The organism is Massilia sp. IC2-278 (genome assembly GCF_020708045.1).
GTDB lineage: Bacteria > Pseudomonadota > Gammaproteobacteria > Burkholderiales > Burkholderiaceae_D > Telluria.
In genome coordinates this window covers 233365-255781 of sequence record NZ_JAJFES010000004.1, presented here as the reverse complement: position 1 = coordinate 255781, position 22417 = coordinate 233365, and the positions used below count along the sequence as shown (strand labels likewise).

At 61.0% G+C, this 22417-nt stretch carries 19 protein-coding genes and 3 pseudogenes; 12 read left to right on the top strand and 10 right to left on the bottom strand.

Annotated elements, in window-relative coordinates:
* Positions 1-9: 9 nt before the first annotated feature.
* The 10 genes and pseudogenes from LK540_RS11025 to LK540_RS10980 form a co-directional block, all read left to right on the top strand.
* Positions 10-1494, top strand: coding sequence for a sigma-54 dependent transcriptional regulator (locus LK540_RS11025; protein WP_229437338.1), 1485 nt, complete (start codon positions 10-12; stop codon positions 1492-1494).
* Position 1495: 1 nt separating this feature from the next.
* Entirely contained in the window at positions 1496-1660 is a 165-nt protein-coding gene (locus LK540_RS11020; protein WP_229437337.1) for a hypothetical protein, read from the top strand.
* Positions 1661-2285: 625 nt separating this feature from the next.
* Positions 2286-5204: a ribonucleoside-diphosphate reductase subunit alpha gene (locus tag LK540_RS11015; RefSeq protein WP_229437336.1), complete on the top strand. Its 2919-nt coding sequence runs from the start codon at positions 2286-2288 to the stop codon at positions 5202-5204.
* 94 nt (positions 5205-5298) lie between these two features.
* Positions 5299-6408 (top strand): ribonucleotide-diphosphate reductase subunit beta, encoded by a 1110-nt coding sequence (locus tag LK540_RS11010; protein ID WP_229437335.1) that lies wholly within the window; start codon positions 5299-5301, stop codon positions 6406-6408.
* Positions 6409-6640: 232 nt separating this feature from the next.
* Positions 6641-7114 carry a hypothetical protein gene (locus LK540_RS11005; RefSeq protein ID WP_229437334.1) on the top strand — a complete coding sequence of 158 codons (474 nt, stop codon included), beginning with the start codon at positions 6641-6643 and terminating at the stop codon, positions 7112-7114.
* A gap of 7 nt (positions 7115-7121) precedes the next feature.
* Positions 7122-7880, top strand: coding sequence for a type II TA system antitoxin MqsA family protein (locus tag LK540_RS11000; RefSeq protein WP_229437333.1), 759 nt, complete (start codon positions 7122-7124; stop codon positions 7878-7880).
* Positions 7873-8364: a hypothetical protein gene (locus tag LK540_RS10995; protein ID WP_229437332.1), complete on the top strand. Its 492-nt coding sequence runs from the start codon at positions 7873-7875 to the stop codon at positions 8362-8364. The genes LK540_RS11000 and LK540_RS10995 overlap by 8 nt, the downstream gene beginning before the upstream one ends.
* Positions 8365-8486: 122 nt before the next feature.
* Positions 8487-9065, top strand: a pseudogene (locus LK540_RS10990) (ribonucleotide-diphosphate reductase subunit beta); the annotation flags it as partial.
* A gap of 75 nt (positions 9066-9140) precedes the next feature.
* Positions 9141-10126: pseudogene (locus LK540_RS10985) on the top strand (IS1595 family transposase).
* Between the two features lie 8 nt (positions 10127-10134).
* Positions 10135-10281, top strand: a pseudogene (locus LK540_RS10980) (ribonucleotide-diphosphate reductase subunit beta); the annotation flags it as partial.
* 94 nt (positions 10282-10375) lie between these two features.
* Here the strand turns inward: LK540_RS10980 and LK540_RS10975 are convergent.
* The gene (locus LK540_RS10975) at positions 10376-11260 is read right to left on the bottom strand and encodes a hypothetical protein (protein WP_229437331.1); all 885 of its coding nucleotides are present in this window, start codon (positions 11258-11260) and stop codon (positions 10376-10378) included.
* A 1015-nt stretch (positions 11261-12275) separates the two neighbouring features.
* Complete coding sequence (locus LK540_RS10970; protein WP_229437330.1) at positions 12276-13247, bottom strand: hypothetical protein; 972 nt, start codon at positions 13245-13247, stop codon at positions 12276-12278.
* A gap of 55 nt (positions 13248-13302) precedes the next feature.
* Between LK540_RS10970 and LK540_RS10965 the strand changes: the two genes are divergently transcribed.
* The gene (locus LK540_RS10965; RefSeq protein ID WP_229437329.1) at positions 13303-14169 is read left to right on the top strand and encodes a hypothetical protein; all 867 of its coding nucleotides are present in this window, start codon (positions 13303-13305) and stop codon (positions 14167-14169) included.
* 83 nt (positions 14170-14252) lie between these two features.
* On the top strand, positions 14253-14786 hold the full coding sequence (locus LK540_RS10960; RefSeq protein ID WP_229437328.1) for a YggT family protein: 534 nt from the start codon (positions 14253-14255) through the stop codon (positions 14784-14786).
* A gap of 239 nt (positions 14787-15025) precedes the next feature.
* Here the strand turns inward: LK540_RS10960 and LK540_RS10955 are convergent, their stop codons facing one another.
* From LK540_RS10955 to LK540_RS10920, 8 genes are all read right to left on the bottom strand, one after another.
* Positions 15026-15967, bottom strand: coding sequence for a carbohydrate kinase family protein (locus LK540_RS10955; RefSeq protein ID WP_229437327.1), 942 nt, complete (start codon positions 15965-15967; stop codon positions 15026-15028).
* A gap of 6 nt (positions 15968-15973) precedes the next feature.
* A complete protein-coding gene (locus tag LK540_RS10950; RefSeq protein WP_229437326.1) occupies positions 15974-17584 on the bottom strand; it encodes a zinc-ribbon and DUF3426 domain-containing protein in 1611 nt (536 codons plus the stop codon).
* A gap of 13 nt (positions 17585-17597) precedes the next feature.
* Complete coding sequence (gene prmA, locus LK540_RS10945) at positions 17598-18551, bottom strand: 50S ribosomal protein L11 methyltransferase (protein WP_229437325.1); 954 nt, start codon at positions 18549-18551, stop codon at positions 17598-17600.
* Positions 18548-19936, bottom strand: a complete 1389-nt coding sequence (accC, locus tag LK540_RS10940) for an acetyl-CoA carboxylase biotin carboxylase subunit (RefSeq protein ID WP_229437324.1) — start codon at positions 19934-19936, stop codon at positions 18548-18550. Before accC ends, prmA begins: the two co-directional genes overlap by 4 nt.
* A gap of 100 nt (positions 19937-20036) precedes the next feature.
* Positions 20037-20504, bottom strand: coding sequence for an acetyl-CoA carboxylase biotin carboxyl carrier protein (accB, locus tag LK540_RS10935; protein WP_229437323.1), 468 nt, complete (start codon positions 20502-20504; stop codon positions 20037-20039).
* Positions 20505-20601: 97 nt separating this feature from the next.
* On the bottom strand, positions 20602-21033 hold the full coding sequence (aroQ, locus tag LK540_RS10930; RefSeq protein ID WP_229437322.1) for a type II 3-dehydroquinate dehydratase: 432 nt from the start codon (positions 21031-21033) through the stop codon (positions 20602-20604).
* A 142-nt stretch (positions 21034-21175) separates the two neighbouring features.
* Positions 21176-21748, bottom strand: a complete 573-nt coding sequence (locus LK540_RS10925) for a TlpA disulfide reductase family protein (protein WP_229437321.1) — start codon at positions 21746-21748, stop codon at positions 21176-21178.
* Positions 21745-22377 (bottom strand): hypothetical protein, encoded by a 633-nt coding sequence (locus LK540_RS10920; protein WP_229437320.1) that lies wholly within the window; start codon positions 22375-22377, stop codon positions 21745-21747. Before LK540_RS10920 ends, LK540_RS10925 begins: the two co-directional genes overlap by 4 nt.
* Positions 22378-22417 lie beyond the last annotated feature (40 nt).

Here is a 22417-nt window from a genome sequence, read left to right as displayed (position 1 = left end):
GATTTGTCCATGAGTTCCCCCCGCATCCTGGTGGTCGACGACGAAGCCGACCTGCGCGACCTGCTCGAGATCACCCTGCTCAAGATGGGGCTGGATGTCGACTGCGCCGCCACCTTGCGCGAGGCGCGCAGGCTGGTCGACGACAACGCCTACAACCTGGTGCTGACCGACATGCGCCTGCCCGACGGGCTGGGGCTGGAACTGGTGCGCGAAGTCTCCAGCACGTCGAAGACGCCGATCGCCGTGATCACCGCCTTCGGCAGCGCCGAGAACGCGGTGGTGGCGCTGAAGGCCGGCGCCTTCGACTACGTGTCCAAGCCTGTCGTGCTGGACGAACTGCGCGTGATGGTGCGCTCGGCCCTGAAGCTGTCGGAGGCGCCGGGCGCCGCGCTGGCGGAGGAGGGCGGCAATGGTGGCAACTCGCGTCTGATCGGCGGTTCGCAGGCGATGCAGGCGCTGCGCGCCCAGATCGGCCGCCTGGCGCGCTCGATGGCGCCGATCGCGATCACCGGCGAGTCCGGCGCCGGCAAGGAACTGGCCGCGCGCGAGATCCACGCCCAGAGTTCGCGCGCATCGAAACCCTTCGTGGCCGTGAACTGCGGCGCGATTCCCGAAAATTTGATGGAAGCCGAGTTCTTCGGCTACCGCAAGGGCGCGTTCACCGGCGCCGGCGAGGAGCGCGACGGCTTCTTCCAGGCGGCCAACGGCGGCACCCTGATGCTGGACGAGGTGGCCGATTTGCCGCTGGCGATGCAGGTCAAATTGCTGCGCGCGATCCAGGAGCGGCGCGTGCGCAAGATCGGCGCCACCGCTGAGGAGCCGGTCGACGTGCGCATCATCAGCGCCACCCACAAGGACCTGGCGCGTTGCGTCGAGACCGGCAGCTTCCGCCAGGATTTGTTCTACCGCCTGAACGTGATCGAGCTGTCGCTGCCGGCGCTGCGCGAGCGGCTCGACGACCTGCCGGTGCTGACGAACGCGATCCTGGCGCGCCTGGCCGGGCCGGGCGGCGCCGCGCTGGGGCCGGGCGTGCTCGACGCCTTGCGCGCCTACTCCTTCCCCGGCAACGTGCGCGAACTCGAGAATGTGCTGGAGCGGGCGCTGGCCTTTGCGGACGACGGCGTGATCCAGGTCGAGGACCTGTCGCTGAAGGCGGCGCGGCCGAGCGAAGGCGCGCGCGTGCAGGAAGTCCAGGCGCCGGCGTCCGTCACGCCGTCTGCCGTCCCGGCGCCGGCGCTGCCCGTGACGCACGAGGCGCCGCCCGTGCCGGCCGCGGCGCCGCTGCCTGAAGCGGGTGCGCCAGTAGCGCTTGGTCCAGACAGCTTGCCGAGCAACCTGCCGGCCTACCTGGAGGGGGTGGAACGCGATATCATCCAGCGCGCGCTCCAGCAAACCCAATTCAACCGCACCAGGACCGCCAGCCTGCTCGGCATCAGCGTACGCCAGCTGCGCTACCAGATGCAGAAGCTCGATATCCAGGCACCGGAGAACTGACATGCCCAAGCTCTTGCGTTACGTCGCCCTGGCGATTGCCCTGATCGCCGCGCTGATGTGGATGCGGCACGAGGCCAAGGTGGACAGCTGCCTGGATGCAGGCGGGCGCTGGGATAACGGACTGGGCGAGTGCATCCAGCCGTACACGCCAGGAACGCCGGTGTAGTCGCAAGCGGCGGGAAGGCGCTTCACCCTCCGGCGCATGCATACCGGCAGGGTGGACGGCTCGCCGTCCATCTACCTATCTGCCGTTATCAAATAGTGTTGTCTTTTCGCCAGTGCAAAACGGTGCGCTGTGCACCGTTGTTGAGCAATGATTATTGCAGCTGTACAAGCTTTAGGCAGAGTGTTAGTGCTCACTAACCCGAAACGACCCATCAGTCGGCTTAGACCCGATTGTCAAGAGGCGCGCACCCAAAAAACGCGCGAAATTGAGAATTTATTCACTTGCACGGCCGCGCGAGCAGGTACTACAATTAGTCCCATCTCAATACGCAACACTAGATATAGTGGTAGCGAGGTCAAGAGTAGCACCGGGTAGCCTGACCAGGCAGCCACGAACGGAGCACTTGACTGCAATACAACCCGGCAGTAGCGCATTTCGTCTTGCACCTGTTTTTTACTGGCTTCACACGCAATAAATAACTGTAGGCAATAATACTGCCCGGCTCGGCGTTGCCCAGCCGGTAGGGAACCCTTTTTCGCTTTTTAATATACGTCGATTGCCCGCACGCGCGGGCATTCGGCACGGAACAACCGGCGGCAGCCCGACTGCCCATCCTGGAGGCTCAATGCAAACTTCTCAAGACATCTCAATCAAACCGCAAGCGGCTCCAGGAGCGGCAACCGGCGCCAAGGCAACCGACATCGCGGCCCACGGCGACTACCGCATCATCCGCCGCAACGGTGCCGTCGTGCCTTTCGAGCCGAACAAGATCTCGGTCGCCATGACCAAGGCCTTCCTGGCGGTCGCCGGTGGCCAGGGCGCCGCCTCGGCCCGCATCCGCGACCTGGTGGAAGAGCTGACCAACAACGTGGTCGCGGCCCTGGTGCGCCGCCAGCCGAACGGCGGCACCTTCCACATCGAAGACGTGCAGGACCAGGTCGAGCTGTCGCTGATGCGCTCGGGCGAGCATGACGTGGCGCGCGCCTACGTGCTGTACCGCGCCAAGCAGATGGAAGAGCGCCGCGCCGCCAAGGAAGCCGCCGGCGGCACCGCCATCCAGGCGCCGCAGATCCACGTGGTCGACGGCGGCGAGCGCCGTCCGCTCGACGTCAACGACGTCCACGCGCTGGTGAACGCCGCCTGCGCCGGCCTGGAAAAACACGTCGACGCCGACGCCATCGTCGCCGAGACCCTGCGCAACCTGTACGACGGCGTGCCGGTCGAGGAACTGCACAAGTCCGCTATCCTGGCCGCCCGCGCCCTGATGGAAACCGATCCGGCCTACAGCCAGGTCACCGCCCGCATCCTGCTGCACACGATCCGCAAGGAAGTCTTCGGCAAGGAAGTCGCGCAAGCCAAGGCTGCCGCCGAATACATCACCTACTTCCCGCAGTACATCGCCAAGGGCATCCAGAACGAACTGCTGGATGAACAGCTCGGCACCTACGACCTTGAGCGTCTGGCGAAAGCCATCGTCGCCGACCGCGACCTGCAATTCGGCTACATCGGCCTGCAGACCCTGTACGACCGCTACTTCCTGCACGTGCGCGAAACCCGCATCGAGATGCCGCAGGCCTTCTACATGCGCGTCGCCATGGGCCTGGCCCTGCGCGAAAGCGAACGCGAAGAGCGCGCCATCGAGTTCTACAACCTGTTGTCGTCCTTCGACTTCATGAGCTCGACCCCGACCCTGTTCAACTCGGGCACCCGCCGCTCGCAGCTGTCGTCGTGCTACCTGACCACCGTCGGCGACGACCTGGAAGGCATCTACGACGCGATTAAGGAAAACGCTCTGCTGTCGAAGTTCGCCGGCGGCCTGGGCAACGACTGGACCCCGGTGCGTGCGCTCGGTTCGCGCATCAAGGGCACCAACGGCAAGTCGCAAGGCGTGGTCCCGTTCCTGAAAGTGGTGAACGACACCGCCGTCGCGGTCAACCAGGGCGGCAAGCGCAAGGGCGCGGTCTGCGCCTACCTGGAAACCTGGCACATGGACATCGAGGAATTCCTCGACCTGCGCAAGAACACCGGCGACGACCGCCGCCGTACCCACGACATGAACACCGCGAACTGGATTCCCGACCTGTTCATGAAGCGCGTGATGGAAAAGGGCGACTGGAGCCTGTTCTCGCCAAGCGAAACCCCTGACCTGCACGATCTGGTCGGCAAGGCCTTCGAAGACGCGTACACCGCCTACGAAGCCAAGGCGGCACGCGGCGAAATGACCGTGTACAAGAAAGTCGCTGCCCTCGACCTGTGGCGCAAGATGCTGTCGATGCTGTTCGAAACCGGCCACCCATGGATCACCTTCAAGGACCCATGCAACATCCGTTCGCCGCAGCAGCACATCGGCGTCGTGCACTCGTCGAACCTGTGCACCGAGATCACCCTGAACACCAGCGCCGACGAAATCGCCGTCTGCAACCTGGGCTCGGTGAACCTGCCGCAGCACATGAAGGGCGATGGCCTCGACCACGTCAAGCTGCAAAAGACCATCCGCACCGCGATGCGCATGCTGGACAACGTCATCGACATCAACTACTACGCCGTGGGAAAGGCGCGCAACTCGAACCTGCGCCACCGCCCGGTCGGCATGGGCATCATGGGTCACCAGGACTGCCTGCACATGATGCGCGTGCCGTTCGCCTCGGACAAGGCCGTTGAATTCGCCGACAAGTCGATGGAAGCCGTCTGCTACTACGCCTACCTGGCCTCGACCGAGCTGGCCGAAGAGCGCGGCCGCTACGACACCTACGCCGGTTCGCTGTGGGACCGCGGCATCCTGCCGCAGGACTCGATCAAGCTGCTGGCCGAAGAACGCGGCGGCTACCTGGAGCAGGACACCAGCGAATCGATGGACTGGACCGTGGTGCGTAACCGCATCAAGGAGTTCGGCATGCGTAACTCGAACTGCGTGGCGATCGCTCCGACCGCGACCATTTCGAACATCATCGGCGTGTCGGCCTGCATCGAGCCGACCTTCCAGAACCTGTACGTGAAGTCGAACCTGTCGGGCGAGTTCACCGAGATCAACTCGTACCTGGTGCGCGACCTGAAGGCACGCGACCTGTGGGACGAAGTCATGATTGCCGACCTGAAGTACTTCGACGGTTCGCTCTCCAAGATCGACCGCGTGCCGCAAGACCTGCGCGACATCTACGCCACCGCCTTCGAAGTCGAGCCGAAGTGGCTGGTCGAGCAGGCATCGCGCCGCCAGAAGTGGATCGACCAGGCCCAGTCGCTGAACATCTACATGGCCGGCGCATCGGGCAAGAAACTGGACGAGACCTATAAGCTGGCATGGCTGCGCGGCCTGAAGACCACCTACTACCTGCGCACCATCGCGGCGACGCACATGGAGAAGTCGACCACCCGTACCGGCGCGCTGAACGCGGTGCCTGTGTCGGGCGGCTTGAGCGGTCACGCTGCGCCAGCGGCGGCACCTGCTGCTGCCCCAGCAGCGGCAGCCCCTGAAATCGTCGACGGCGCGGCTTGCTACCTGCGTCCGGGCGACGCCGGCTTCGACGAATGCGAAGCCTGCCAGTAAGTGGTCAATAAGCGTTAATCAGTAATCAATCAGTAAGTGCACGCCCGGCTACGCGCCGGGCGCTGCCACGTCAAGAATTCAAAGGAAACAAATCATGCTGTCATGGGACGATGAACCAACCAGCGCGCCAGCTTCGCGCGCACCGCTCGCCGGTAATACCGAAGGCGCACCTGCCGCCGAAGTCGCCAAGCGCGTGAACGCCGACGACAAGCGCATCATCAACGGCCAGACCGACGTCAACCAGCTGGTGCCGTTCAAGTACAAGTGGGCATGGGACAAGTACCTGGCCGGCTGCGCGAACCACTGGATGCCGCAGGAAGTGAACATGCAGCGCGACATCGAGCTGTGGAAGAACCCGAACGGCCTGTCCGAAGACGAGCGCCGCCTGGTCAAGCGCAACCTGGGCTTCTTCACCACCGCCGACTCGCTGGCCGCGAACAACATCGTGCTGGGCACCTACCGCCACATCACGGCGCCGGAATGCCGCCAGTACCTGCTGCGCCAGGCGTTCGAAGAGGCGATCCACACCCACGCCTACCAGTACATCGTCGAGTCGCTCGGCCTGGACGAGCAGGAGATCTTCAACGCGTATAACGAGATCGCGTCGATCCACGACAAGGACCAGTTCCTGATCCCGTTCATCAACGTGCTGACCGACCCGGAATTCAAGACCGGCACCCTGGAAGCCGACCAGCAGCTGCTGAAGTCGATCATCGTCTTCGCCTGCCTGATGGAAGGCCTGTTCTTCTACGTCGGCTTCACCCAGATCCTGGCGCTGGGCCGCCAGAACAAGATGACCGGCGCCGCCGAGCAGTACCAGTACATCCTGCGCGACGAATCGATGCACGTGAACTTCGGCATCGACCTGATCAACACGATCAAGATGGAAAACCCGCAGCTGTGGACCCCGGCCTTCCGCGACGAGCTGAAAGCCCTGTTCCTGCAGGCTGTCGAACTCGAATACCGCTACGCCGAAGACACCATGCCGCGCGGCGTGCTGGGCCTGAACGCACCGATGTTCAAGGGTTACCTGCGCTTCATCGCGAACCGCCGCGCCGTGCAGATCGGCCTCGATGCGCTGTTCCCGAACGAAGAGAATCCGTTCCCGTGGATGAGCGAAATGATCGACCTGAAGAAAGAGCGTAACTTCTTCGAAACGCGCGTGACCGAGTACCAGACTGGCGGCGCGCTGAACTGGGACTAAAATTACCTTAGCGCACTTCCAAGCCTTAGACTGGTAAAATTTAACCGCACTCAATGTCTAGTCTGCCATTCACGCAATGGCACATCATTCCTTGGCTAATCGAGGTGCTTTCAGCACCTCGAAAGCTTCTATTGTGCGCATGTCATGACATTCTGCAACAGATGACTGTCTCGACACAGCGAATCCGCTTGCTTGAACTAACCTTAGTGGTTAATAATACGCGAGATGACACATGCTGTTGACTACCGCAAAAATTGCTCCGCCGCCTGCGCCTCGCTATCAGTGGCCGCGAGCTGAACGTCCCGATCCTGTCACTGACGCAAATCGAATCATTAGCGATGATCCAATTTATGATCTCGCTAAGGTTCGCGAGATGATAAAAAAGCATGGTTTTGTCGTGCTTAACGATGATACGGATGAAGCAAAACGAGGCCGAGGCCGCAATCCTCTACCAGCCCCAGCATGGAGCGACGAAGAGTTCGAGGCTGTAATTATGTCACTCACCGAGAATGATCATGAGAATGCTCAGTGGTGTGCGCTCAACGTTAATACTTATTTAGACTGTGATTCCTACGTTATTCGTTTCAGCCGTTCACGCAAAAAGAGATCGAGTGACCCTCAGCAGGGAATTAAGTTATATGTTAAGTTCGGATTTTTTCCCAATGGCAGCAAAGCTGTAATTTGCCGATTGCATCCTGCTTACTAGGAATATCATGAACGCCCAATCTAACATTTGTCCAGTCTGTGGAGCTAGTGCTTTAACTGAAAAGCACGATCATTCCTTTTTCTTTAACCATGGAAGAAAATTGAAAGAGGTTCCTAATCTTTCGCAAACGTTGTGTTCCGCATGCGGAGTGTCAATGTTTTTGCCGAGTCAGCTAAAAGAAAATAATCGACGTGTAAAAGATTTTCAGGCAAAACTGGAAGATTATATTTCTCCTGAGCAGATTCTTGAGTTGAGGGAGAAATATAAAATAACTCAGGTTGATGCAAATAAAATATTTGGAGGAGGCCCAACGGCTTTTTCAAAATACGAACGTGGTTTAAGTAATCCTACCGCTAGCGCATCTCGTCAAATGTTGGCAGCACTACGCGATCCTTCATTTATGCGTAGCGTCGCGGATAGTCGTGGCGTTAGGGTCAATGTTTGTACGCCAATTGAGTCATGCGAAGCGTTAATTGATACTTTGCCACTTGAAATTCGTTCTCAAGTGGAAGAATACGCCGGAAATCTTCGGATCTCGCGATGGGACGGTTGCGTTGCCCTTCTTAAGAAAGGGTTAGATGTGACCAGAACTAAGTCAGCAGAAGAGTGGGGCCAAGAGGCAGGTGTAAATTACGCGCTAGATTACGAGTACGTTGTTCAGTCTTATGATGTTGCGCAAAAGCAATATCCAGAAAATCGAACTAAAACAAAATTCGTTACTCCAATTAGAAAAACTAGCAAAGTACGCGGTCAGAAAAATGCATAAAAAGCAAATTCAAGTTGTTTTTCAGGACTTCAATTTGCGGCAGCTTGTTGCAATTGACCGAAGAAGTGCTAATGAGCGGATAAATGAGGAAGGAGTAGTAAAAATTGCTCCTGAAATCGCGTTTGGATACGCAGAGAGAAAGCGCGCGCCATTTTATATTAATTTAGTAATTCGTATCAATGTATTATTGGAACGAAAGGATGAGGTCGAGCAAAATAAAACTGCTGTGGAGTCATTTGTTGAAGGTGAAGCTCATTTTGAGTTGCGCAATCTCGGAGTAAAAAGGTTTAACGAGGTATTTGATGATCTCGATTTTCTCGATCGCCTGGCTGATCAGGCGTACCCATTAGCGCTCTGCAGGCTCAAAAATTTACTTTCTGAACTAAATTTTAAAACAGATTTTCCTCTAAGCCTTCCACCTATTGAGAGTAGAGTTAACCTTATGCACAAAGATGAGGCAGCTATGGAAGAAAACTTGTCTTAAAATTGCTCCCGATATTGCAAAAAGGCAGAGCAATTTTGTAATGTTTAAGTAGATAATTTAAGATCTCATCTACTGGGCGAAGATGCCCAAGGAACCGGGCATATATGTACAGCCCGACCAAGGTCAATAGCCAGACCGACGTCAACAGTTGGTGCTGTTCAAGTACAAATGGACATGGGACAAGTACCTGGCCGGCTGGCTGCGCGAACCACTGGATGCCGCAGGAAGTGAACATGCAGCGCAACATCGAGCTGTGGAAGAACCCGAACGGCCTGTCGGAAGACGAGCGCCGCCTGGTCAAGCGCAACTTGGGCTTTTTCACCACCGCCGACTCGCTGGCCGCGAACAACATCATGCTGGGCACCTACCGCCACATCACGGCGCCGGAATGCCGCTAGTACCTACTGCGCCAGGCGTTCGAGGAAGCGATCCACACCCGCGCCTACCAGTACATCGTCGAGGCGCTCAGTCTGGACGAGCAGGAGATCTTCAACGCCGATAACGAGATCGCGTCGATCCACGACAAGGACCAGTTCCTGATCCCGTTCATCAACGTGCTGACCGACCCGGAATTCAAGACCGACACCCTGGAAGCCGACCAGCAGCTGCTGAAGTCGATCATCGTGTTCGCCTGGCTGATGGAAGGCCTGTTCTTCTACGTCGGCTTCACCCAGATCCTGGCGCTGGGCCGCCAAAATAAAAGGCGCTGTCACCGTTAGCTATGGATGAGGATTGAACTGCTGAGCTTTGCCGCGGTCCAACCCGTATCGCCACCGATATGGGTTCACCATGGAAGCCCCCGCTTCAAGAAATGGTTCGCATCGCTGCCGGCACTGAACCAGCCTCAGCGCTTGCAGGTACTCGACGCCCTGCGTCCGACGGCAGGGCTGCATCGGATACTGGCGCTCATCGCACATATCCGCGCGGCCGGACGCCGCTGCCCCCATTGCCGCTGCGAACGCTGGCATCGGCATGGCCGCGCCAACAACCTGCAGCGCTACCGCTGCCGGCAATGTCGACGCACCTTCAATGACCTGACCGGCACCCCGCTGGCGCGGCTACGGCTGCGCGAAAAATGGTGCGATTATCTCGATGCCTTGCTCGCGTCGCGTCCGGTATGTGCCGCCGCAAAGCAACTGCAGGTGCATCGCAACACTGCCTTTCGCTGGCGCCACCGCTTTCTCGACCGAGTGAAAGACAACCGGCGAGCGCGCCTGAACGGTATTGCCGAAGCCGACGAGATGTTCCTCCTCGAATCGCAGAAAGGCGCACGTCATCTCGACCGGTTGCCGCGCAAACGAGGCGGCGCGGCGAGCAGGCGCGGAATCTCGCGCGAACTCGATTGCATCCTCGTGGCGCGTGACCGCAGCGGCCAGACCGTCGACGCCGTCACCGGGCGCGGCGCCGTGAGCAGCGCGCAGCTGGACACCACTTGCTGCCTTACCTCGACCGGCAAGTGTTGCTGGTGACCGACTCGCATGCGGCCTACCGCGCGTTTGCCCGCGCGCACGGCATTGCGCACCAAGCCGTCAACTTGCGGGCAGGCGAGCGCATACGGCAGGACGCTTCAGGCGCCATTCACGTGCAGAACGTGAACGGTTACCACCGGCGCCTGCGCGAATGGCTCGCGCCGTTTCACGGCGTCGCTTCGCGCTATTTGCCAAATTACCTGGGCTGGCGACGGGCGCTCGATGGTGGACGAATCGCTTCCGCCGAACAATTGCTGAGATTAGCGATCAGCCCCATCCACAGTGAACGGTGACAGCGCCAAATAAAATGACCGGCGCCGCCGAGCAGTACCAGTACATCCTGCGCGACGAATCGATGCACGTGAACTTCGGCATCGACCTGATCAATACGATCAAGATGGAAAACCTGCAACTGTGGACCCCGGTTTTCTGCGACGAGCTGAAAGCCCGTTCCTAAGGTGGCGAACTCAGCTACCATTTGTTGATAGCGTCGCAATGAGCTTCGTGTAGAGCTGAACGTTGAGTTTCCCAAGCACAATGCTCTATTCGACAATAGGGGAGCCGTTGTTATATTTTGCGAGCTCAGCCTGGAACTTTGGTCGTGCGCAGGGGGAGGGCAAACTGAGCTCAAGTAGTCCGTCATCATGTAACATCAACCACAGCTTTAGACCAGCTCTAGCGCCATAACAGTCACTTTCGAAATCTAACTGATGAAGGAAGGTTGAAGGCTCTAGCGCCAAGTCCTCTGGGTACCATCCGCTTCTGTTGAATACACCTATTTCTTCAGCACCAAACAGCGAAGCTGCTTCGACATATTTAGCAATCGTCTCAGAACTAGCCACAACCCCGCGAGTGTAGATCCCTGCTTTCCAAGCTAGCGCGACGCATGCCGCCAAGTATGCTCGTGATTTCCAATATTCGAAGATCCATCCCGTACATAGATGATGCCTAGCAATCGCTTTGTCGCCAACCAAGCCTACGTATTCTTGAAGTACGAAGATAGCTGGAGCACCAGGGGTTGGGCGAGACGGAGACACTAAGATGCCACAAAGTTCTCTGTCCGGACCAGCAGCTTGAAGCTGTGTGATGAACTGAGCGAACTCCTTCGGCCGCTTATAGAAGTCGTGGTGGGGATAGACTTGCAAGTCTGCGCCATCCAGCCAAGGTCTACGTACTGCAAAGAGGGCACAAGCGTCTTCTAACATGGGTTCATCAAGCTTGAGCAGTAGTGAATCTTCACTCTGTAGGTCGGCCAAGCTAAGGCCATGTCCAAAGAAGCGTGGAATTTGATTGCGATGCACACCGTGCGTCTCGAAGAGTCGGATGAACCTTGATGCTACAGATTCTTGAGGTGGATTTTTCCATTTCCGATAACCCACCTTCACCCGTTCTAACAAGTCTAAAGCAGCAACTAGCTGATCAATCATCTAAAACCTCGTAGAAAATAGAGCACGTCTATGATATTACGTAAGCTATCTTGCGCTGCCACTACTTCAGCTCGAACGTTGTGGTTTACATCTCATCCAATTGATCGTAGTAGCTGTCTACAAACGGTCGTTATCGACGTGCGGGTATGAAACCCCGGATAGTTCAAGTAAGCGGCACTGAGGTAGGGGCGTGAGCGCTAACCTGAAATAGCTCGTAGCTTGTGTGGTTGGATTCGGATCGTGTCGTAGGATCGTGCACTGATGTTACCTAGCTCGACGTTGACCAAGGGTGTCTGAGCAAGACTCGCTTCGAAGCAGAGATCACCAGGAGGCGTATGTCACACACGCGTAAGTGCGTTCTTGTCAAAGTCGACATCGCAGGCCAGCTCGGCTGCGCAGCCTAAGGCCCACTGGCCTCTCTTACTACGTCGAAGGCATCGGTAGCTAGCCAAGCCCTGTGAGTAGCTTGGGAAGGAGGCGCTTCCCTACGCGTACATGGCATCTGCGACACCTATCAAGTTGACATCGTCCGGAGGGCATGAGACCACACCAACGAAATTTTTTTTCCATGTTCTCTGCGTTTGCGCAATTCAATCGTGCGCGGGTCGGGCGAAAACTGTTTTGCGAGATTTGCCGATGAAATAAGGCGCCGTTTGAAGCTCGATGCGTTGCGGCGCGGTCCAATAGAGTGAAATGTCTGTGCGCGGGTTGCGCACTGACAAGGTTTTCGTGTACTTTACGTGATTGAATTTGTCAAAACGTGAACATGGATTTTTTTGCATGCTCGCTGGCAAACAAAACCGATCGAATATTGGGACGCTGATACGTTCAGTATGCACTTAAGCTTAGCGAAAAGAACAAGCCGCACTGCCTGATCGACATCAGGCATGGCGGCTTTTTCTTTTCGCGCCCGCAGGGGTAGCGATGTGGAAGTACTGGAAGTGTGGGTGTTCCAACGTCGTTGGCTGAAGCGCTGCAATTGTGAGGAGTTGCAGCAGTTCAGCTGGTGCCGTATTCATTGGCAGTAACCGATTGGTTTGTGCCGATGAATAATTCGCCCGATGCAGCAGGCGGTCGGACGGATTTCAACCTTGTAGCGTATTTTCTCATCGCAGAGAAGGAGAACAAAAATGGCAACAGCCACTAAGAAACCAGCAGCAAAACCGGCAGGCAAGACTGCCGCCAAGCCGGCCGCAAAAGCTGCCGCAGCAGAGAAACCAGCAGCAAAGGCAGCGGCCAAGCCGGCTGCAAAAGCTGCGGCCAAACCGGCAGCCAAGCCAGCTGCGAAGCCAGCGGCAAAAGCTGCGGCGAAACCAGCTGCCAAGCCGGCAGCAAAGAAAGCTGCTGCGAAACCAGCCGCGAAACCGGCTGCAAAAGCTGCAGCGAAACCGGCCGCCAAGCCAGCAGCGAAGAAGGCTGCAGCTCCGGCGAAGACCGCTGCCAAGACTGCAGCAAAGTCGCCAGCCAAGGCAGCGGCCAAGACCGCAACCAAGTCGCCGGCCAAGGCTGCAGCAACCAAGACCGCAGCCAAGGCGCCGGCCAAGGCTGCAGCAACCAAGACCGCAGCCAAGGCGCCGGCTAAAGCAGCAGCGACCAAGACCGCAGCCAAGGCGCCGGCTAAAGCAGCAGCAACCAAGACCGCAACCAAGGCTCCGGCCAAGGCAGCAGCCACCAAGACTGCAGCCAAAACGCCAGCCAAGGCAGCGACCAAAACCGCAGCCAAGTCGTCGGCCAAGACCGCCACCAAGGCTCCGGCCAAGGCAGCGACCAAGACCGCAGCCAAAGCACCAGCCAAGGCAGCGACCAAAACCGCGGCCAAGTCGTCGGCCAAGACCGCGACCAAGGCTCCGGCCAAGGCAGCGGCCAAGACCGCAGCCAAAGCACCAGCGAAGGCAGCGACCAAGACTGCAGCCAAGTCGTCGGCCAAGACCGCAGCTAAAGCGCCAGCAAAGGCAGCGACCAAAACTGCAGCCAAGTCGTCGGCCAAGACCGCGACCAAAGCTCCGGCCAAGGCAGCGACCAAGACCGCAGCAAAGGCTCCAGTGAAAGCCGCAGCGACCAAGACTGCAGCCAAGGCTCCGGTCAAAGCCGCAGCGACCAAGACCGCAGCGAAAGCCGCTCCGGTGAAGGCCGCCGCCACCAAAACCGCAGCCAAGGCTCCGGCCAAAGCAGCAGCGACCAAGACTGCAGCGAAAGCCGCTCCGGTGAAAGCCGCCGCTACCAAGACCGCAGCAAAAGCGCCGGCCAAGGCAGCAGCGACCAAGACCGCAGCGCAAGCCGCTCCGGTGAAAACCGCCGCCACCAAGACCGCAGCCAAGGCGCCGGCCAAGACCGCAGCGACCAAGACCGCAGCGCAAGCCGCTCCGGTGAAAGCCGCCGCTACCAAGACCGCAGCAAAAGCGCCGGCCAAGGCCGCTGCCACCAAGCCAGCAGCCAAGCCGGCAGCGCGTTCGACGGTAAAAGCCGAAGACTCGCCTGCGGCGCCGGCCAAGTCGGAAGCAACCCTAGCCGCCAACCCGGCAGTCAAGCGCGCAGTCGGCACGAAGTCGGCCGAAGCCAAGCCGGCAGCGAAGACCGAAGCCAAGCCAGCCGCACCGGCAGCCAAGGCTGAAGCCCAGCCGGAAGCCAAGGCCGAAGCCACGCCTGAAGCCCAGGCCGAAGCCAAGCCTGAAGCGAAGGCCGAAGCCAAGCCTGAAGCGAAAGCCGAAGCCAAGCCAGCGGCGAAGAAGCCAGCTGCGAAGAAAGCAGCCGCCAAGGCCGCCGACACCAAGTCGGAAGCGCAGCCAGCCGCCAAGCAAGCTTCGAAAGAAGCAGGCGGCGAGAACAAGGCGGCTGCACCGGCTCCTGCCGCGAAGACCACGCTGGCGCCGGCAGCGGCATGGCCGTTCCCGACTAGCAGCCGTCCGTAACGACAGTCCACGCCCGCTTGGGGCAAAATACCGCTGTGTGATATGTTCGCACAGCGGTATTTTTTTTATTTTAAGGAGTCCATGTGCTGCCCATTCTTCAGTTGATCGTCGACACCGCTGCCACCGTGCTGGGCGCGGTCCTGCTCCTGCGTTTCTGGATGCAGGCCATCCGGGTCCGTCCACCTGCATCCGTGGCGCAGTTCACGTTCACGCTGAGCGACTGGCTGGTCAAGCCCCTGCGCCGCGTGGTGCCGGGGGCAGGCGGCTACGATTGGGCGAGCCTGATCGGCGCTTTCATCGTGGTGCTGCTGGCGACCTCGATCTACTTCCTGGCCGGCGCCGGCGGCGAGCAGGTCTTCCTGTGGGCGCTGGCGCGCTTCGTGAAGTGGATCATCTATGGCTTCGTGGCGCTGTTGATCATCGAGGCGATCTTCAGCTGGGTGAATCCCCATGCACCGCTGGCGCCGTTCGTGCATGCGCTGAACGATCCGCTGCTGCGGCCGATCCGGCGCGTGGTGCCGCCGATCGGCGGGCTGGATCTGTCGGTGCTGGTGGCGGTGCTGCTGTTGCAGATTGCCTTGTATTTGTTGAGGATGGTGTTGCCGGGGCCGTATTGAGGCGCGGGCGTTGGATGTGAAAATGGGCAGCCTGGAGCTGCCCATTTTTTTGTCTGTTGTTCGTGGCCTGGCTTGAGGGTGGGGGCGATGCCTCCACGAACGTGGCCGTCATCGGAGCACGTAAGCGCGTGGGCACGGGGTGCCCACCTTACGGAGCGAGCCGCAGGCCGAATCATAAGCCAGAGGCCGATCCGCGACTCGCGGCCGTATCGCGGGCTGCGTGTGCGGCCAGCGCGCCTTTACTTGAAGCGGTAGCCGAAGGCGGCTTCGAACTTGTCGGCGATTTCGCTCGGGGTGAATTTGTGGTTCTGGCCGCCCTGGTGGCCGATCTTGATCGAGCCGAGCAGGCTGGCGAGGCGGCCGGTGGTTTTCCAGTCGTAGCCCTGGGCGATGCCGTACAGGAGGCCGGCGCGGTAGGCGTCGCCGCAACCGGTTGGGTCGACGATGCTGGCGGCCGGGACTACCGGGATGTCGTAGCGCTCGCCGCCGGCGTAGATCTCGGAACCCTTTTCGCCGCGGGTAATGACCAAGGCGTCCAGGCGCGAGGCGATCTGTTCCAGCGTCAGGCCGGTGCGGTCGACGATCATCTCGAATTCGTAGTCGTTGGCCGCCAGGTAGGTGGCCTGGTCGATGAAGCTCAAGAGTTCTTCGCCGCTGAACATCGGCAGCTGCTGGCCCGGGTCGAACATGAAGGGGATGCCTTGCGCGGCGCAGTCGCGCGCGTGTTTCAGCATGCCGTCGCGGCCGTCCGGGGCGATGATCGCCACGCGCAGCGGGCCGCAGTCGGCCACGTTGTTCTCGTGCGAGAACTGCATGGCGCCCGGGTGGAAGGCGTTGATCTGGTTGTTGTCCTGGTCGGCCGTGACGAAGCACTGCGCGGTGTAGGCGTCGCCGATGGTCTTGATGGCACGCGTCTTGATGCCGAAGTTACGCAGGCGCTCGAGGTAGTCGGCGCCGTCCTGGCCGATGGTGGCCATGATCAGCGGGTCGCCGCCCAGCATGTTCAGGTTGTAGGCGATGTTCGCCGAGCAGCCGCCGTATTCGGTGCGCAGGGTCGGCACCAGGAAGGACACGTTCACGCGGTGCAGCTGGTCGGCCAGCAGGGTGTCGCCGAAGCGGCCGTGGTACTGCATGATCTTGTCGAATGCCAGCGATCCGCAGATCAGGGTAGGGTGGGTCATGTTCGCTCAGGGATAAAAGACGGCGATGTGGTAGCCGGATGGTTGAAGGTCGTCCACGCGGAAGTGGAGCGTAATCGCTTGTTCGACGCGCGGCGCCAGGCCGTTCGCAGCCGGCGTGCCTGCCGCCAGGTAGTCGCGCGGCGCGAAGACGCGGCGCACCAGCGGCTTGTCGTTGGCGTCGGTCAGCGACAGCTCGAGGCTGGGCCAGGCCTGCGGCACGGCGCCCTGGTTGCGCAGCTGGGTGGTGAACGCATAGGCGCTGCCGCCGAGGGTGGTCAGTTCGCCGGTGTCGATGACGAGGTTGTCGACCTGGGCCGGCAGCTCGACGCGGCAGCCGAACAGGGCGCAGCTTGACTCCAGCGCCGGCTTCGCGCCAGGGTAGCGCGCGGCCAGCGCATTGCGGAAGGTGAAGGCGCCCTGGGCAAACAGGAGCAGCAGCAGCACGATCGAGCCGGCCAGCATGGCGATCTTGCGCGTGCGTCCGCTTTGTTCCTGCTGGCGGCTGCGTTTCACGAATTCGGGTTCGTCGCTTTCCGGCACGCGGATTTTCGGCGGCGCGTCGATTTTCGTCGGGGTCAGGCGCGAGCGGCGGGCGGCGGCCTTTTCGGCTCGCTTTGCCGAGGGCGTACGGGCCACTGGCGGCGCGCTTGGGGCCGGCGCTGCACCGTGGACGATGGCGCCCGCCGCTTCGCGCAGCGGCAGCATCGGCGGCGCATCGGTGGCGCGCACCGGCGCCGCGGCCGCCGCCGCTGGTTCGTGCCTGTGCTCGTCCTCGTGGCCGGGCAGGGCGGTGGCGACGATTTCCTCGTCCACCGGCAGGCCAAAGGTCGGCTCGATGCGGCCCGAGGGCGGGAAGGCGATCTCGGTCGCCGGCGCAAAGGCCGGCGGCGTGAGCACCTGGGCGGTGTCGCCCGATGTGGTGTCGCTCGCTGCGGTGCTGTCGGAATCGGCTTGCGCAGCCGCTTCGGCGTCGGCTGGCGCAGGCGGTTCGACGACCGTCACCTTCGCTATCGGCGCGTCTGCCGACAAGGCCTCCGCTTCGGGTGTGACAGGGGCGTCCTCTTCCGGCGCGGCGACCTTGGGCAGGATGCCGAACGGGCCGAAGGTATGGCCGAAGTCGAGCGTGTAGACCGGCTGGTCGTCGAAGTTCGGTGCGGCGTCGCCTGCAGGCGCGGCAGGCGCTTCTGCGTCGACAACGGCAATGGAAAGGGGATCGGCTGCGGTGTCCGCTGCCGGCTGCTCGGCCGGTTCGGGTTCCGGCATGGCCTCAGCCAGCACGTCGGCCGGAGCCTCAGGTGTGGCTTCTGCTTCAGCTGGCGCTTCAGAAGCGGCAGCGGCCTCGGCTTCGGCCAAGGCTTCAGGTACGGCAGCAACGTCGGCTTCGGCCGGCGTTTCAGGTGCAGCGGAGATACCGGGCGCCGCAGGCGTGTCGGCCACGGCAGGCGGCGTCGGCGCTGCCGGCGCACGCGGCAGCGCATCGAGGTCGACCAGCGAGGCGCTGCCGTCGAAGATTTCCTGGCAGGCGCCGCAGCGCACGATGCCCCCACGTAGTTTGAGCTGGTCCGAGGCGACCCGGAACATGGTGCCGCAGTGGGGGCATTGTGTGGCGAGCGCCATGCCTGGCCTCTCCTTAGGCGGTGGCGGAACGCGCGGGCGGAACCGTGTCCTGGCCGAGCGTGCCGTGCAAGGCAACCCAGCCGTCCTGCTCGGCCCAGACGCCCAGCTTGATGAAAGGTGCGTAGGCGGCGGCCACTTCCTCGGCCTGGCGCGCCAGCACGCCCGACAGGATCAGCGAACCGCCGGGCGCCACGCGGCCCGACAGCATCGGCGCCATCAGCTTCAATGGGCTCGACAGGATATTCGCCACCACGATGTCGAACTTGCCGCTGGCGTGACGCGCGTTCGGCGCCACGGCCAGTTCGTCCGGCACGTAGAAGTCGATCTCGCAATTGTTGCGCTCGGCGTTGGCGCGGGCCGACTCGATCGCTTGCGGATCGATGTCGACGCCGGCCACGTCGCCGGAACCGAGCTTCTTGGCCACCATCGCCAGGATACCCGAGCCGCAGCCATAGTCCAGCACCGACTGGCCCGGCGCCGGGTGCGCTTCCAGCCACTCCATGCACAGGCGGGTGGTCGGATGGCTGCCGGTGCCGAAGGCCAGGCCCGGATCGAGTTCCAGGATCAGGGCGTCCGGGTTCGGCGCCTCGTGCCAGCTCGGCACGACCCAGATGTTCTTGCCGATGTGGATAGGCTCGAACTGCGATTGGGTCAGGCGCACCCAGTCGGCGTCCGCCACGTCGCGCGTGGTGAACGCCGGCACGTCGGCCAGCTTGATCGCGGCAGCGGCTTCGGCCACAATGGCAGCCTGGTCCGCATCGGTGTCGGTCAAGGCGACCACGCGGCTGTGGTCCCAGGCGGTCTCGGTCGGTTCCATGCCCGGCTCGCCGAACAGGGGATTTTCCTGGTCGGTGCCTTCGTCGGCGTCTTCCACCGACACCGACAGGGCGCCCGCTTCCATCAGCGCGTCGGACAGGGCTTCGGCGTGCTCGCGGGCGATTTCGATGACGACTTCAGTCCAGCTCATGCGTCAGCCTTGTTCTCTGGGGCCACGACCACTTTCGTGTCGGGACGGTTTGCCAGCTTTTGTTCGAGGTAATGGATGTTGGTGCCGCCTTCGATGAAGCGCGCGTCGACCATCAGTTCGCGGTGCAGCTGGATGTTGGTGAGGATACCCTCGACCACCATTTCAGAGAGCGCGATCTGCATGCGGCGGATGGCTTGCTCCCGGGTAGCACCGTAGGAAATTACCTTGCCGATCATCGAGTCGTAATGAGGTGGCACATAGTAGCCCGCATACGAGTGCGAATCGACACGGATGCCAGGACCGCCCGGCGGATGCCAGCCGGTGATGCGGCCCGGCGACGGCGTGAATTTGAACGGGTCTTCGGCATTGATGCGGCATTCGATGGCGTGGCCGGCCAGCATGATGTCGCGCTGGCGGAAACGCAGCTTTTCGCCGCAGGCGATGCGGATCTGTTCCTGCACGATGTCGATGCCGGTGATCATTTCGGTGACCGGGTGTTCCACCTGCACGCGGGTGTTCATCTCGATGAAATAGAACTCGCCGTTTTCGTACAGGAATTCGAAGGTGCCGGCGCCGCGGTAGCCGATCTTGCGGCAGGCTTCGGCGCAGCGGTCGCCGATCTTTTCGATCAGCTTGCGCGGGATGCCCGGCGCCGGTGCTTCCTCGATCACCTTCTGGTGGCGGCGCTGCATCGAGCAGTCGCGTTCGCCCAGCCAGACGGCCTGCTTGTGTTCGTCGGCCAGCACCTGGATTTCCACGTGGCGCGGATTTTCCAGGTACTTCTCCATGTACACTTCCGGATTGCCGAAGGCGGTACCGGCTTCGGTCTTGGTCATCGCCACGGCGTTCAGCAGGGCCGCTTCGGTGTGGACGACGCGCATGCCGCGGCCGCCGCCACCACCGGCCGCCTTGATGATGACCGGGTAACCGACCTTGCGCGCGGTCTGGATGATCTCTTTCGGGTCATCCGACAGGGCGCCGTCCGAGCCCGGCACGCAAGGCACGCCGGCGCGGATCATGGCCTGCTTGGCCGAGACCTTGTCGCCCATCAAACGGATCGAATCGGAACGCGGGCCGATGAAGACGAAGCCCGATTTTTCCACGCGCTCGGCAAAGTCGGCGTTTTCCGACAGGAAGCCGTAGCCGGGGTGGATCGCTTCGGCGTCGGTCACTTCGGCGGCGCTGATGATGGCCGGCATGTTCAGGTAGCTCAGCGACGATTGTGCCGGCCCGATGCAGACGGACTCGTCGGCCAGCTTCACGTACTTGGCGTCCTTGTCCGCCTCGGAGTGAACGACCACCGTCTTGATGCCCATTTCGCGGCAGGCGCGCTGGATACGCAGCGCGATTTCACCACGGTTGGCGATGAGGATTTTTTCAAACATGGTTAGCTTGGGTAGATGAGAGAAGCCGGCGTCGGGCGCCGGCCTGGGTTCGGATCAAGAGGCCGCGTAGACATCACGGCCGGCGGGGCTCGGTTTAACCTTAGCCGATCACGAACAGCGGCTGGCCGAATTCGACCGGCTGGCCATTTTCCACCAGGATCTTGGTCACCACGCCGGAGACATCGGCGTCGATTTCGTTCAGGAGCTTCATCGCTTCGATGATGCAGAGGGTATCGCCTTCCTTGATGTTGGCGCCCACTTCCACGAAGGCCGGTGCGCCTGGCGCCGACGAACGGTAGAAGGTGCCGACCATCGGCGACTTGACCACGTGACCGGTTTCGGCGGCAACGGCAGGTGCTGCCGGAGCGGCCGGGGCTGGCGCTGCGGCAGGGGCAGCCGGCGCCGAGAACTGCTGCACGCCAGCGGACGGCATCATGACCATCTGGCCTTGGGGCATTGCGGACGACTTGACGATGCGGACCTTGCTTTCGCCTTCGGTCACTTCGAGTTCAGCGATGTCCGATTCGGCGACGAGGTCGATCAAAGTCTTGAGTTTACGAAGATCCATGTAGAACCCCTTGGAATTATTTGTGTTTTAAGAGTAAGCGAAGCGCCAAAAAGAGGGCGCATCCGCGCATGATGCATGAAGTTGGCGTAGATTAACGCTATTTAAGCGCAAAGTCGATGGCAAACCGATATCCGTCCACACCCAGGCCGCTGATCGTTCCGCGGGCGATCGCCGACAGGTACGAGAAATGACGGAATTCTTCACGCTGGTAAATATTTGAGATATGTACCTCAATAAACGGAATCGCCACCGCAGCCAGCGCATCGCGCAGGGCCACGCTCGTGTGGGTCAGTCCGCCAGGATTGATGACGATGGCTTCCACGCCTTCGGTACGGGCAGCGTGGATGCGGTCGATCAGCGCACCTTCGTGGTTGCTTTGAAAGCAGGAAAGCGATCCACCCGCAGCTTCGGCCTGGGCCGTTGCAGCGCTTTCGATGTCGGCCAGCGTTGCCGCGCCGTACACCGCAGGCTCCCGGGTCCCCAGTAGATTCAGGTTGGGACCGTTGAGCAGCAGTAGCTTTTTCGCCATGTTTTTGTAGAGTCTATGCTCGAAAGTGACGCATTTTGCCGCCAACAAGGGGTATTGGCAAGCAATAAAATTCTATGCGGATAAGGGTGACTTGGGCGGCGTTCGGAATAGAACGACCGTTCGCCAGCCCCGCAGTGCCGCCTTACAGTGCCGCCAGGTCCGCCTTCAGCTCGTCGAACTTGAGCTTGCCCAGGTAAGTCTTTTTCACCTGCCCGTCGGCGCCGATCAGCACCGTGAAGGGCAGGCCGCCCTGCGCATTGCCGAAGCCGCGCGACAGTTCCGTGCCGCCCATGCCGCCCACGTACAGCGGATACTGAATCTTGTGCTTGGCGGCGAACTCGCTCATGGCCGAAGGCGAATCGATGCCGATGCCGATCACGTTATACCGTTTGCCGTTTTCTTCGTTCGCCAGTGCCGACAGTTCCGGCATTTCCTGCACGCAGGGGCCGCACCAGGTGGCCCAGAAGTTCACCAGCACCGGCTTGCCCTTCCATTTTTCCAGCGACTGCGGCTGGCCGTTCAGGTCGTTCAGCGATTGCGCATATAGATTAGTGGAGGCCGTGTGGGCCGCACCGCCGGTCGGGGCCATGGCGGTCGTCATTGGTGACGATGCGGGCGCCGCCGGTTGCGGCTGGGTCTTGTACCCGAGGAAAGCGCCAAGCGCGCCGAAGACCACGGCCACGGCCGCGAGTGCTGCCAACTTCTTTTTATTCATTCGTCCTGTTCCAGAGATTGGTCGGTCGTCATCAAGGCGCGCAGGCCGGCCGCGTCGACACGCTGCAGGCGGCCATCGGCGCGCGGCTTGAGTGCGCCACGCAAGTCATGAAATTCATACAGCTCAGCGTGGACGGCTTCCTTATGCCACAGGAAGCTCACCGTTTCAACCGGATCGTGGCGTGCGCCCTTGAAGTGGGGCGTTTCCGAGATATCGATATTCACATTGCGGCCCAGCAGGAAGATCTCGACTTCCTTGGCGCTGTCGGCAAACAATTGCAAATGGATGTCGTCGTGCTCGCCGGCGGTGCCGTTCAGCACCGCGCCGGTGAGATAAGGATTGAACGCGGCCAGCGCGTCCATGACCTGCAGGGCCGTCTGGCGCAGATGCAGCAGGCGCTCGGCCTGCGCACTGCCGCCGAACAAGGCCTGGTACTTGCGCACCTCGTCCTCGATCTGCAGGTTGTCGGGCATCAGGTTCGGGGCCGGCTGGTCCACGCCCAGCACTTGCCTTGCGGCCTTGCGGCGGGCAGTGGCGTAATCGGCGCCGTCCTGGGCGATCATGCGCGCCGCTGTGGCGGCAATCTCCAGGCGCAGCTGGAATAGGTCATTGTTCTGGCTTGGCATCATGAGGACGATCATACTCTTGAACGAAAAATGGCATCGCGTC

Coding starts and splice junctions, on each gene's coding strand:
- LK540_RS11025 (WP_229437338.1), top strand. CDS start 10: ATGAGTTCCCCCCGCATCCTGGTGGTCGACGACGAAGCCGACCTGCGC.
- LK540_RS11020 (WP_229437337.1), top strand. CDS start 1,496: ATGCCCAAGCTCTTGCGTTACGTCGCCCTGGCGATTGCCCTGATCGCC.
- LK540_RS11015 (WP_229437336.1), top strand. CDS start 2,286: ATGCAAACTTCTCAAGACATCTCAATCAAACCGCAAGCGGCTCCAGGA.
- LK540_RS11010 (WP_229437335.1), top strand. CDS start 5,299: ATGCTGTCATGGGACGATGAACCAACCAGCGCGCCAGCTTCGCGCGCA.
- LK540_RS11005 (WP_229437334.1), top strand. CDS start 6,641: ATGCTGTTGACTACCGCAAAAATTGCTCCGCCGCCTGCGCCTCGCTAT.
- LK540_RS11000 (WP_229437333.1), top strand. CDS start 7,122: ATGAACGCCCAATCTAACATTTGTCCAGTCTGTGGAGCTAGTGCTTTA.
- LK540_RS10995 (WP_229437332.1), top strand. CDS start 7,873: ATGCATAAAAAGCAAATTCAAGTTGTTTTTCAGGACTTCAATTTGCGG.
- LK540_RS10975 (WP_229437331.1), bottom strand. CDS start 11,260: ATGATTGATCAGCTAGTTGCTGCTTTAGACTTGTTAGAACGGGTGAAG.
- LK540_RS10955 (WP_229437327.1), bottom strand. CDS start 15,967: ATGACCCACCCTACCCTGATCTGCGGATCGCTGGCATTCGACAAGATC.
- LK540_RS10950 (WP_229437326.1), bottom strand. CDS start 17,584: ATGGCGCTCGCCACACAATGCCCCCACTGCGGCACCATGTTCCGGGTC.
- prmA (WP_229437325.1), bottom strand. CDS start 18,551: ATGAGCTGGACTGAAGTCGTCATCGAAATCGCCCGCGAGCACGCCGAA.
- accC (WP_229437324.1), bottom strand. CDS start 19,936: ATGTTTGAAAAAATCCTCATCGCCAACCGTGGTGAAATCGCGCTGCGT.
- accB (WP_229437323.1), bottom strand. CDS start 20,504: ATGGATCTTCGTAAACTCAAGACTTTGATCGACCTCGTCGCCGAATCG.
- aroQ (WP_229437322.1), bottom strand. CDS start 21,033: ATGGCGAAAAAGCTACTGCTGCTCAACGGTCCCAACCTGAATCTACTG.
- LK540_RS10925 (WP_229437321.1), bottom strand. CDS start 21,748: ATGAATAAAAAGAAGTTGGCAGCACTCGCGGCCGTGGCCGTGGTCTTC.
- LK540_RS10920 (WP_229437320.1), bottom strand. CDS start 22,377: ATGATGCCAAGCCAGAACAATGACCTATTCCAGCTGCGCCTGGAGATT.